Source organism: Desertihabitans aurantiacus, assembly GCF_003344635.1.
In the GTDB taxonomy this organism is placed as follows: domain Bacteria; phylum Actinomycetota; class Actinomycetes; order Propionibacteriales; family Propionibacteriaceae; genus Desertihabitans; species Desertihabitans aurantiacus.
The window spans coordinates 1-11,613 of record NZ_QPKK01000113.1; the positions used below are offsets into that span (position 1 = coordinate 1).

Below are 11,613 nucleotides of genomic sequence, written 5' to 3' on the forward strand. Positions count from 1 at the left end.
GGCCTCGCGGGAGGGGTAGAGCGGCGCGGGCCGGCCGGCGAGGTGGCCGCGGACGAACGCGGCCAGCGCCTCGGCGTGCCGGGCCAGGTGGCTGGCCAGGTGCGCGCGGGTCCAGCCGGGCAGGGCGGTCGGGGCGCGCCAGTCCTCCTCGGAGAACCGCTCGGTCTCAGCGAGCAGCCGGCGGGTGGCCCTGGCCTGCAGCTGGCGCAGCTCGGCGACGTCGGCGGGGGTCCGGGCGGTGCTCACGGCAGCACCCTAGTGAGGGGTGCCGACCGCAGCAGCAGGAACTGTCGGAGGGGGCACATAGAGTGGCTCGAGTGAATGACCGTCTCGTCGCCAGTGACCGCCTCGTCGTCCGGGGTGCCCGCGAGCACAACCTCCGCAACGTCTCGCTCGACCTGCCCCGCGACGCCATGATCGTGTTCACCGGCCTGTCCGGGTCCGGCAAGTCGAGCCTGGCCTTCGACACCATCTTCGCCGAGGGCCAGCGCCGCTACGTCGAGTCGCTGTCGGCCTACGCGCGGCAGTTCCTCGGCCAGATGGACAAGCCGGACGTCGACTTCATCGAGGGGCTCTCCCCGGCCGTCTCCATCGACCAGAAGTCCACCTCGCGCAACCCGCGCTCGACGGTGGGCACCATCACCGAGGTCTACGACTACCTGCGGCTGCTGTGGGCCCGCGCCGGACGCCCGCACTGCCCGGTCTGCGGCGAGCCGATCGCCCGGCAGTCCCCCCAGCAGATCGTCGACCGGCTGATGGCCCTGCCGGAGGGCACCCGCTTCCAGGTGCTGGCGCCGGTGGTCCGTGGCCGCAAGGGCGAGTACGTCGACCTCTTCCGCCAGCTCGCCACCCAGGGCTTCTCCCGGGCCCGGGTCGACGGCCAGGTGCACCAGCTCACCGACCCGCCGACGCTGAACAAGCAGCAGAAGCACACCATCGAGGTCATCGTCGACCGGCTGGCGGTCAAGCCCAGCGCCAAGCAGCGGCTGACCGACTCGGTGGAGACGGCCCTCGGGCTGGCCTCGGGCGTGGTCTCGGTCGACTTCGTCGACCTGCCCGCCGACGACCCGGAGCGCGAGCGCCGGTTCTCCGAGAAGATGGCCTGCCCGAACGAGCACGACATCGCCATCGACGAGCTGGAGCCGCGGCAGTTCTCCTTCAACGCCCCCTGGGGCGCCTGCCCGGAGTGCTCCGGCATCGGCACCCGGATGGAGGTCGACCCCGAGCTGGTGGTGCCCAACGACGAGCTGAGCATCGCCGAGGGCGCGATCGCCCCGTGGCAGGGCGCGCACGTGGCCGACTACTTCCAGCGGCTGATCGAGTCGCTGGCCGCCGCCGAGGGCTTCGACACCAGCACGCCCTGGCGCGAGCTGCCCAAGCACGCCGTGCAGATCCTGCTGCTCGGCGTCGGCGACCCGGTGCTGGTCAGCTACCGCAACCGCTACGGCCGCGAGCGCCGCTACAGCGCCAGCTACGAGGGCGTCATCCCCTACGTGAAGCGCCGGCACGCCGAGGCCGAGACCGACTCCTCCCGGGAGCGGTTCGCCGGCTACATGCGCGAGGTGCCCTGCAGCAGCTGCAAGGGGGCCCGCCTGAAGCCCGCCTCGCTGGCCGTCACCGTCGGCGGCAAGAACATCGCCGAGGTCAGCGACATGTCCATCGAGGAGGCCTCGACCTTCCTCGGCTCGCTCGAGCTCAACGCCCGCGAGCGCCAGATCGCCGAGCGGGTGCTCAAGGAGATCCAGGAGCGGCTGCGCTTCCTGCTCGACGTCGGGCTGGACTACCTCAGCCTGTCCCGCCCCGCCGGCAGCCTCTCCGGCGGCGAGGCGCAGCGGATCCGGCTGGCCACGCAGATCGGCTCGGGCCTGGTGGGCGTGCTCTACGTCCTCGACGAGCCCAGCATCGGGCTGCACCAGCGCGACAACCGGCGGCTGATCGACACCCTGATCCGGCTGCGCGATCTCGGCAACACGCTGATCGTGGTCGAGCACGACGAGGACACCATCCGGGCCTCGGACTGGGCGGTCGACATCGGTCCGGGTGCGGGGGAGCACGGCGGCAACGTGGTGGTCTCGGGCACCGTGGACGAGCTCTACGCCAGCGAGGAGTCGCTGACCGGGGCCTACCTGTCCGGCCGTCGCGAGATCGCGCTGCCGGCCGAGCGTCGCCCGCGTACCGGGCGCGCCATCACCGTGCACCAGGCGACCGAGAACAACCTGCGTGACGTCACCGTCTCCTTCCCGCTGGGCCAGCTGGTCACCGTCACCGGGGTGTCCGGCTCGGGCAAGTCGACCCTCGTCAACTCGATCCTCTACACCGCGCTGGCCAAGCGGATCTACAACGCCAAGGAGGTCCCGGGCCGGCACCGGGCGCTGACCGGGGCCGAGCACATCGACAAGGTCATCCACGTCGACCAGTCGCCGATCGGGCGCACCCCGCGGTCCAACCCGGCCACCTACACCGGCGTGTTCGACAACATCCGCAAGCTGTTCGCCGACACCCCCGAGGCCAAGGTCCGCGGCTACCAGCAGGGCCGGTTCTCCTTCAACATCAAGGGCGGCCGCTGCGAGAACTGCGCCGGCGACGGCACCATCAAGATCGAGATGAACTTCCTGCCCGACGTCTACGTGCCGTGCGAGGTGTGCCACGGGGCCCGCTACAACCGCGAGACGCTGGAGGTGCACTACAAGGGCAAGACCATCGCCGAGGTCCTCGACATGCCGATCTCGGAGGCGCTGGAGTTCTTCGCCCCGATCCAGTCGATCGCCCGCCACCTGAGCACGCTGGTCGACGTCGGCCTCGGCTACGTCCGGCTCGGTCAGCCCGCGCCGACGCTGTCCGGCGGTGAGGCGCAGCGGGTCAAGCTGGCCAGCGAGCTGCAGCGCCGCTCCACCGGGCGCACGCTGTACGTCCTCGACGAGCCGACCACCGGTCTGCACTTCGAGGACATCCGGCGCCTGCTCGGGGTGCTCGGACGGCTGGTCGACGGCGGCAACTCGGTCGTGGTGATCGAGCACAACCTCGACGTCATCAAGACCGCCGACTGGCTGATCGACATGGGTCCCGAGGGCGGGTCGCGCGGTGGCCAGGTGGTGGTCGAGGGGACGCCGGAGCAGGTGGCCGCCTGCCCGGCCTCGCACACCGGGTCGTTCCTCAAGGAGATCCTCGCCGGTCGGGAGGTGCCGGTCCGCGAGGCACTGGTGGAGGAGCCGGTGGCCGAGCCGGCGCCCGCGAGGAAGACCGCCGCCAAGAAGACGGCCGGCCAGAAGGGCAAGGGCACCACCACGGGCCGCGCGTCCACGCAGAAGGCGCCCGCGCGCACGGGCGCCGCCGCCAAGAGCACCACGCGGAAGACCGCCGGCCGCGGACGCACCGCCCGCGGCACCGCGGCCTGAGGCGCTCGGCGCGAGCGCGTCGAGGGCAGCAGCTCCGGGGCGACGGCAGCACCGCCTGAGGGTCGTCCAGGCGGCCCGCGCTGGTCAGCTGCTGTCGCGGACCACCAGCCGGTGCGGGGTGGTGATCTCGCGCGGACGCAGCGTGCGTCGGCTCTGGATCCGGTCCAGCAGCACCTCCAGCGCGGTCTCGGCCAGCTCCTCGGTGCGCCAGTCGACGGTGGTCAGCGCCGGTACGGTGTAGGCGCTCTCGGGGATGTTGTCGAAGCCGGCGACCGACACCGCTCCACCCGCGCCGACCCCGGTGCCGTCGAGGGAGAACGCCTTGAGCATCCCGACCGCCACCACGTCGTTGAAGCAGACGACGGCGTCCGGCGGGTCGGGCCGCGCCATCAGCCGGCGTGCCGCCGTCATCCCGTGCTCGCGCTCGAGACCCTCGACCGGCAGCTGCAGCGTCGGGTCGAGGGCGAGCCCGGCGTCCTCCAGCGCCTGGCTGATGCCGTCGCGGCGCAGCTGGGCGGTGCCGGCGCGCTGGCTGCCGAAGCCGACCAGGGCGATCCGCCGCCGGCCCCGCGCCAGCAGGTGCTCGGTCAGCTCCCGGGCGGCGGCCACGTTGTCGGCGGCCACGTGGTCGACCGGGCCGTCGAAGATCCGCTCGCCGAGCAGCACCAGCGGGCCCATCGGGGTCAGCGCCTCCAGGTCGGCCCGGGTCAGGCCCTGCGGGTTGATGATGACGCCGTCCAGCAGCTGCGGACCGACCCCGGCCACCAGCTGGCGCTCCCGCTCCAGGTCGGAGTGCGTCTCGTCGATCAGCACCGTGACCGACTCGCCGCGTTCGGCCTCCCGCCGGGCGGCGCGGATGACGTGGTGGGCGAGCTCGGCGAAGTAGGGGTTGGACAGCCACGGCACCGCCAGCGCCACGATGCCCGTGCGCCCGCGGGCGAGGTGCCGGGCCGACAGGTTGACCCGGTAGTGCAGCTCGCCCATCGCCTGCAGCACCCGCTCCCGCGTCTGCGGGCGCACGTGGGGGTGCCCGTTGACCACGTTGGACACCGTCTTGGCCGACACCCCGGCCCGCGCGGCGACGTCCTGGAGGGTCGCGCGGGACGGCTCCCCGCTGCCACCGGTCGTGCTCACGGGGTCACCCTAGCCTGCTTTACAGCGCCGATTTCAGCGCAGTAACTTTGTCCGCGGCCGCGCCGCCCCGGGTGCGTCCTGCCGACGTCGGAGAGGATCGACGATGACCCAGGCCCAGACCCGTGCTGACCTGCCCCGCCCCGAGTACCCCCGACCGCAGATGGTCCGCGACCGCTGGCTCTGCCTCAACGGCGAGTGGGAGTTCGAGGTCGACTCCGGCGACTCCGGTCTGGAGCGAGGGCTGCGCACCCGCCCGCTGACCGACCGGATCACCGTGCCGTTCGCCCCGGAGTCCGAGCTGTCGGGGATCGGCAACACCGACTTCCTCACCGCCGTCTGGTACCGCCGGGTGGTGGACGTGCCCGCGGAGTGGGCCGGCTCGGAGGTGCTGCTGCACCTGGGCGCGGTCGACCAGGACACCACCGTCTGGGTCGACGACGTCGAGGTCGTGCGTCACCGCGGCGGCCAGACCCCGATCACCGCCCGGCTGGGCCAGGTCGCCGGCCGCAGCATCACCCTCGTGGTCCGCGCCCGCGACCCCAAGGACGGCCCGCAGGCCCGCGGCAAGCAGTCGGTGGCCTTCCACAACCGCAGCTGCCACTACACCCGGGTCACCGGGATCTGGCAGACGGTCTGGCTGGAGCCGGTCGCCGCCACCCACCTGCGCCGCCCGCGGATCACCCCGCAGCTGGCGTCCTCCCGCTTCGACCTGGTGCTGCCGCTGTCCCGCAACACCCCGGGCACCCGCGTGCTGGCGGTGCTGTCCGACGCCGACGGCGAGGTCGCCCGCGCCGAGGTGGCCGCCGATCTCGACCTCGCGCCGTCCCTGCAGCTGGTGGTGCCCGAGGACCGCCGTCGGCCCTGGTCGACCACCGACCCGCACCTGTACGACCTCGAGCTGACCCTGGTCGGCGCCGACGGCCAGGAGCTGGACCGGGTCCGCAGCTACGCCGGCCTGCGTTCGGTGGCCGTGGACGGCAACGCCGTCCGCATCAACGGCGAGCACGTCTTCCAGCGGCTGGTGCTCGACCAGGGCTGGTGGCCCGACGGGCTGCTCACCGCCCCCAGCGACCAGGCGCTGGTCGACGACATCCGGCTCTCGATGGAGGCCGGCTTCAACGGCGCCCGGCTGCACCAGAAGGTGTTCGAGGAGCGCTTCCTGCACCACGCCGACCGGATGGGCTACCTGGTCTGGGGCGAGTTCGCCGACTGGGGCGCCGGCGGCCACGGTCCGCGCGAGGACCACCAGCAGCCCACCGCGAGCTTCGTCACCCAGTGGCTGGAGGCGCTCGAGCGCGACCACAACCACCCGGCGATCATCGGCTGGTGCCCGCTGAACGAGACCTGGCAGCCGCTGCACGACCGGATCACCCAGCTCGACGACGTCACCCGGGCGATGTTCCTGGCCACCAAGCTGGCCGACCCGTCCCGTCCGGTGCTGGACGCCTCCGGCTACTCCCACCGGGTGCTGGAGACCGACGTCTGGGACAGCCACAACTACGAGCAGGACCCGGCCGCCTTCGCCGAGCAGGTGGGCGGGCTGGACCGGGGCGAGGCCTACACCAACGAGCACGACGGGGACGCCATCTCCCAGGCCTACGCCGGCCAGCCGTACTTCGTCAGCGAGTTCGGCGGCATCTGGTGGAACGCCGAGGCCGCGGCCGCCTCGGGGGAGAACCGCACCGAGTCGTGGGGCTACGGCCAGCGCGTCGCCGACGTGGAGGAGTTCTACACGCGGTTCGCCGGGCTGGTGGACGTCCTGCTCGACGACGCCAACATGTTCGGCTACTGCTACACGCAGCTGACCGACACCTTCCAGGAGCAGAACGGCGTCTACGACTTCGACCGCCGGCCGAAGTTCGACATCAAGCGGGTGCGGGAGATCCAGATCCGCCGGGCGGCCTACGAGGGGCGCTGACCCGGTTCGACCCGACGCGGGGGGTGCGTGCGCCGGACCAGCGCACGCATCCCCTCCAGGGTGTCCGGCACCAGTCCGGCCGCCCGCGCCTGCACCAGCACGTTGCCCAGCGCGGTGGCCTCCACCGGACCGGCCAGCACCGGCAGCCCCGACCGGTCGGCGATGCCGCGGGCCAGCAGGTCGTTGAGCGCGCCGCCACCGACCAGGTGCACCACCCCGACCCGGCGGTCGGCGAGCCGGCCCGCGGTGGCGACGGCGTCGGCCATCGCCTGGGCCAGGCTGGCCACGACCGTCGCCACCCAGGCGGCGGTCCCCGACGGCACCGGCCGGTCGTGCTCGGTGAGCCAGCGGGTGATCCGCGGGGTCATCGGCCCGGGGGCGAGGAAGACCGGGTCGTCGACGTCGAACAGGGCCGGGACATCGGTGCCGGCGGCGGCCCGCAGCAGCTCGGGCAGGTCGACGGTCGCGCCGTCGGCCTCCCACTCCCGGACGGTCTGGGAGAGCACCCACAGCCCCATCACGTTGTGCAGGAACCGGATCCGCCCGTCCACGCCCAGCTCGTTGGTGAACCCGGCCTCGCGGGCCTCGTCGCTGACCACCGGGCGGTCCAGCTCGAGCCCGACCAGCCCCCAGGTGCCGCAGGAGATGTAGGCGGCGTCCTGCTCCTCCATCGGCACCCCGACCACGGCCGAGGCGGTGTCGTGGGAGCCGACCGCCACGACCTGCGTGCTGGCGGGCAGCCCGGTGCGTCCGGCCAGCGCGGCCGACAGCGTGCCGGTCACGGCGCCGGGCGCCACCAGCGGCGGCAGCACGGCCGGGTCGAGCCCGAGCCGCTCGGCCAGGGCGATGTTCCAGACCGGGTCGGCGTCCAGGGTCAGCAGCCCGGTGGTGGAGGCGTCGGTCAGCTCCGCACGCGGCTCGGCACCCAGCCAGCAGGCCAGCAGGTCGGGCAGCAGCAGCACCTGGTCGGCGACGTCGAGCAGACCGTCGCTCTGCTCGGCGACCAGCTGGTAGAGGGTGGTGAAGGGCAGGAACTGCAGCCCGTTCTGCCGGTACAGCTCGGCGAACGGCACCCGCTCGTGCACCGCGTCCACCGCCGCTGAGGTGCGCTCGTCGCGGTAGTGCACCGGCTGGGCGAGCAGCCGTCCGCGGCGCAGCAGCCCGTAGTCGACGGCCCAGGAGTCGACCCCGATGCTCAGCGGCTCCAGCCCGCGCCGCCCGGCGACCTCCAGCCCGGTGAGCACGCCGCGGTAGAGCGCGAGCAGGTCGGTCCGCAGCCCCTCGGGGGTCGGCACCGCCTCGTTGGGGAAGCGGTGCAGCACCTCCAGGTCGAGCCGGTCCGGCCCGACCGTGGAGGCGACGACCCGTCCGCTGGTGGCGCCCAGGTCGACCGCGAGCACCGTCCCGACGGAGCCCGCGGGCCTCGCCGTGCTGCTCATCGCAGGAACGCCGCGGCCACCCCGGCGTCGACGGGCACGTGCAGACCGGTGGTGTGGGAGAAGTCCGAGGTGCACAGCGCGAACGCGGCGTTGGCCACGTGCTCGGGCAGCACCTCGCGCTTGAGGATGGTGCGCTGGGCGTAGAACTTGCCCAGGTCCTGCTCCTCGATGCCGTAGGTCTTGGCCCGGTTGGCACCCCAGCCGGAGGCGAAGATGCCCGAGCCGCGGACGACACCGTCGGGGTTGATCCCGTTGACCCGCACCCCGTGCTCGCCGAGCTCGGCGGCCAGCAGCCGCACCTGGTGGGCCTGGTCGGCCTTGGTCGCGGAGTAGGCGATGTTGTTCGGGCCGGCGAAGACGGAGTTCTTCGAGGAGATGTAGAGGATGTCACCGCCCATCTGCTGGTCGATGAGGACCCGGGCGGTGGCCTTGGAGACCAGGAAGGAGCCCTTGGCCATCACGTCGTGCTGGAGGTCCCAGTCGGCGGCGGTGGTCTCCAGCAGCGGCTTGGACAGCGACAGCCCGGCGTTGTTGACCACCAGGTCGACGCCGCCGAAGGCGAGCACGGCGGCGTCCACCGCGGCCTGCACGGCGTCCTCGTCGGAGACGTCGACCGCCACCCCGACCGCGACGTCGGCGCCCTTGGAGCCGGCGATCTCGGCGGCGGCCGCCTCGGCCTTCTCCAGGGAGAGGTCGGCGACGACGACGCAGGCGCCCTCGGCCGCGAGCCGGGTGGCGATGGCCTTGCCGATGCCGGAGGCGGCGCCGGTGACGAGGGCGACCCGGGTGGCCAGCGGCTTCGGCTTCGGCATCCGCTGCAGCTTGGCCTCCTCCAGCGCCCAGTACTCGATCCGGAACTTCTCCGACTCCTCGATCGGGGTGTAGGTCGACAGCCCCTCCGCGCCGCGCATGACGTTGATGGCGTTGACGTAGAACTCACCGGCCACCCGCGCGGTCTGCTTGTCCTTGCCGTAGCTGAACATGCCCACGCCGGGCACCAGCACGATCAGCGGGTCGGCGCCGCGGATGGCGGGGGAGTCCGCGTCGGCGTGCCGGTCGTAGTAGGCCTGGTAGTCGGCGCGGTACTCGGTGTGCAGCTGCTGCAGCCGCTCGCGCACCTGCTCCAGCGGGGCGTCGGCGGGCAGGTCGAGCACCATCGGCTTGACCTTGGTGCGCAGGAAGTGGTCGGGGCAGGACGTCCCCAGCGCGGCCAGCCGCGGGTGCTCGGCCCGGGCCAGGAAGTCCAGCACGACGTCGGAGTCGGTGTAGTGGCCGACCATCGGCCGGTCGGTGGAGGCGAGCCCGCGGATCAGCGGGGCGATCGCGGCGGCGCGGGCGTGCCGCTCGGTCTCGGGCAGCGCGCCGTAGCCGTCCAGCTCGGGCCCGAACGGCTCGGCCTTCGAGTGCTGGCCGATGTAGTCGGTGGCGGTGGCGATGATCTCCAGCGAGTGCGCCTCCGCCTCCTCCGAGGTGTCGCCCCAGGCGGTGATGCCGTGCCCGCCGAGGACGCAGCCGATCGCCTCGGGGTGGGCCCGCTTGATCTCGGCGATGTCGAGACCGAGCTGGAAGCCCGGACGCCGCCACGGCACCCAGACCACCCGGCCGCCGAAGATGCGCTCGGTGAGCTGCTCGCCGTCGGCGGCGGTGGCGATCGCGATGCCGGCGTCGGGGTGCAGGTGGTCGACGTGGGCGGCGTCGACCAGGCCGTGCATCGCGGTGTCGATGGACGGGGCCGCCCCGCCCCTGCCGTGCAGGCAGTAGTCGAAGGCGGCGACCATCTCGTCCTCGCGCTCCACACCGGGGTAGACGTCGACCAGGGCGCGCAGCCGGTCCAGCCGGAGGACGGCCAGGCCCGGCTCGGTCAGCGTGCCGAGGTCGCCGCCGGAGCCCTTCACCCACAGCAGCTCGACGTCGGCGCCGGTGACCGGATCGGGGGCGGTGCCCTTGGCCGAGGTGTTGCCGCCGGCGTAGTTGGTGTTGCGCGGGTCGGACCCGAGCCGGTTCGACCGCTCGATCAGGCTGCTCACGGGGTTGGTCATGGTGTCCTCGTCAGGTGGTGGGTCGGGGTGGTCAGGCGCCCCAGCCGGCCTGCTGGCCGCCGACGCGCTCGGCCTCGATCTGCTGCTGGTAGCCCGACTCGGCGTAGGCGCGCATCGGGTCGGCGGGCAGCCCGCGGGACTCCCGCCAGCGGGCCAGCTCGGGCCGGACGTCGGTCCAGAAGGCGTCCATCAGGATGCCGTTGGCGCCCAGCACGTCACCGGCGGCCTGGGCCTCGGCGAGGGCCTCGGTGTCGACCAGCAGGGCCTTGGCCGTCATCTCCTGCACGTTGAGCACCGAGCGGATCTGACCGGGGATCTTCAGCTCGACGTTGTGGCACTGGTCGAGCATGAACGCCACCCCGGAGTCCGGGTCCATCGCGCCGCCGCGGATCACCTCGACGAGGATCCGGAACAGCTGGAAGGGGTCGGCCGCACCGACGATGAGGTCGTCGTCGGCGTAGAAGCGGGAGTTGAAGTCGAACGAGCCGAGCCGGCCGACCCGCAGCAGCTGCATGACGATGAACTCGATGTTGGTGCCGGGCGCGTGGTGGCCGGTGTCCAGGCAGACCATCGCGCGGTCGCCGAGGGCGCTCACCTGCACCAGGGAGGTGCCCCAGTCGGGGACGTCGGTGTGGTAGAAGGCCGGCTCGAAGAACTTGTACTCCAGCACCAGCCGCTGCTCCGGGCCGAGCCGCTCGTAGATGGTGGCCAGGCTCTCGGCCAGCCGGTCCTGGCGACCGCGCAGGTCGCCCTGGCCGGGGTAGTTGGTGCCGTCGGCGAGCCAGATCTTGAGGTCGCGCGAGCCGGTGGCGTCCATCACGTCGATGCAGGCCAGGTGGTGGTCGACGGCCTGCTGCCGGACGGCCGGGTCGACGTGGGTCAGGCTGCCGAACTTGTAGATGTCGTCCTGGAAGGTGTTGGAGTTGATGGTGCCCAGGGCGACGCCGTGGTCCTCGGCGTGGCGGCGCAGCGCGGTGTAGTCGTCGACCCGGTCCCAGGGGATGTGCAGCGCGACGGTGGGGGCCAGCCCGGTGAAGCGGTGCACGGTGGCGGCGTCGGCGATCTTCTCCTGCACCGTGCGCGGCGTGCCCGGGGTGCCGAAGACCTTGAAGCGGGTGCCCGAGTTCCCGAACGCCCAGGAGGGCAGCTCGATCGCCTGGCTCGCGAGGGTGGGTTCGATCTGGTGGAAGGACGGCAACGGTGGCTCCTCACAGGTGGTGCGAACGGGGCGACGGTAGCATGAAACGATTCAAGGTCGCCAGGTTCCAGACGTCTCGACCCGGGGTCAGCCGATCACCAGCCGGGTGCCGTCGAGGGTCACCGGCGTCTCGGGCAGCGGCTGCTCGGCCGGGCCCTGGAGCACCGAGCCGTCGGTGCCGGAGAACACCGAGCCGTGGCAGAAGCAGGTGATCTGGCCGTCGGCCACCTCGCTGACCGCGCAGCCCTGGTGGGTGCACACCTTGGAGAACGCCCGGTACTCGCCCTCGGTCGGCTGGGTGACCACGTAGTCGGCGTCCTCCAGCACCACCCCGCCACCGACCGGGACGCTGGCCGCGTCCACCCCGGGCGGACCGCCGGCGGAGGCGGTGGGTGACGGCTGCCCGGCCCCGGTGCAGCCGGTCAGCGCGCCGCCGAGGGCGAGGGCGGCGAGGCCGCCGCCGCGGAGCAGGCCCCGGCGGTCGGTCCGC

8 protein-coding genes are annotated in these 11,613 nt (G+C 72.8%); 2 read left to right on the forward strand and 6 right to left on the reverse strand.

The window, feature by feature from the left end:
• The coding region (locus DVA66_RS10680; protein WP_198671658.1) for a maleylpyruvate isomerase N-terminal domain-containing protein at positions 1–246 on the reverse strand (246 nt) is incomplete at its 3' end.
• A 71-nt stretch (positions 247–317) separates the two neighbouring features.
• Between DVA66_RS10680 and uvrA the strand changes: the two genes are divergently transcribed.
• Positions 318–3,395 (forward strand): excinuclease ABC subunit UvrA, encoded by a 3,078-nt coding sequence (uvrA, locus tag DVA66_RS10685; protein ID WP_114560070.1) that lies wholly within the window; start codon positions 318–320, stop codon positions 3,393–3,395.
• A gap of 84 nt (positions 3,396–3,479) precedes the next feature.
• Here uvrA and DVA66_RS10690 read toward each other — a convergent pair whose 3' ends face one another.
• The gene (locus tag DVA66_RS10690; protein WP_114560071.1) at positions 3,480–4,529 is read right to left on the reverse strand and encodes a LacI family DNA-binding transcriptional regulator; all 1,050 of its coding nucleotides are present in this window, start codon (positions 4,527–4,529) and stop codon (positions 3,480–3,482) included.
• Positions 4,530–4,632: 103 nt separating this feature from the next.
• Between DVA66_RS10690 and DVA66_RS10695 the strand changes: the two genes are divergently transcribed.
• A complete protein-coding gene (locus DVA66_RS10695) occupies positions 4,633–6,447 on the forward strand; it encodes a glycoside hydrolase family 2 protein (protein ID WP_114560072.1) in 1,815 nt (604 codons plus the stop codon).
• Here the strand turns inward: DVA66_RS10695 and DVA66_RS10700 are convergent.
• The 4 genes from DVA66_RS10700 to DVA66_RS10715 all read right to left on the reverse strand — a co-directional run.
• Positions 6,432–7,886, reverse strand: coding sequence for a rhamnulokinase (locus DVA66_RS10700; RefSeq protein WP_114560073.1), 1,455 nt, complete (start codon positions 7,884–7,886; stop codon positions 6,432–6,434). The two genes, DVA66_RS10695 and DVA66_RS10700, sit on opposite strands and share 16 nt — an antisense overlap.
• Positions 7,883–9,925 carry a bifunctional aldolase/short-chain dehydrogenase gene (locus DVA66_RS10705; RefSeq protein WP_114560074.1) on the reverse strand — a complete coding sequence of 681 codons (2,043 nt, stop codon included), beginning with the start codon at positions 9,923–9,925 and terminating at the stop codon, positions 7,883–7,885. The genes DVA66_RS10700 and DVA66_RS10705 overlap by 4 nt, the downstream gene beginning before the upstream one ends.
• Before the next feature lie 31 nt (positions 9,926–9,956).
• Positions 9,957–11,123, reverse strand: a complete 1,167-nt coding sequence (gene rhaI, locus DVA66_RS10710) for an L-rhamnose isomerase (RefSeq protein WP_198671659.1) — start codon at positions 11,121–11,123, stop codon at positions 9,957–9,959.
• Positions 11,124–11,210: 87 nt separating this feature from the next.
• On the reverse strand, positions 11,211–11,613 hold a 403-nt coding region (locus DVA66_RS10715; protein WP_198671660.1), incomplete at its 5' end, for a QcrA and Rieske domain-containing protein.

Bases quoted from the DNA above. Each gene is read 5' to 3' on its own strand.
- DVA66_RS10695 (WP_114560072.1), top strand. From the start codon at position 4,633: ATGACCCAGGCCCAGACCCGTGCTGACCTGCCCCGCCCCGAGTACCCC.
- DVA66_RS10705 (WP_114560074.1), bottom strand. From the start codon at position 9,925: ATGACCAACCCCGTGAGCAGCCTGATCGAGCGGTCGAACCGGCTCGGG.
- DVA66_RS10700 (WP_114560073.1), bottom strand. From the start codon at position 7,886: ATGAGCAGCACGGCGAGGCCCGCGGGCTCCGTCGGGACGGTGCTCGCG.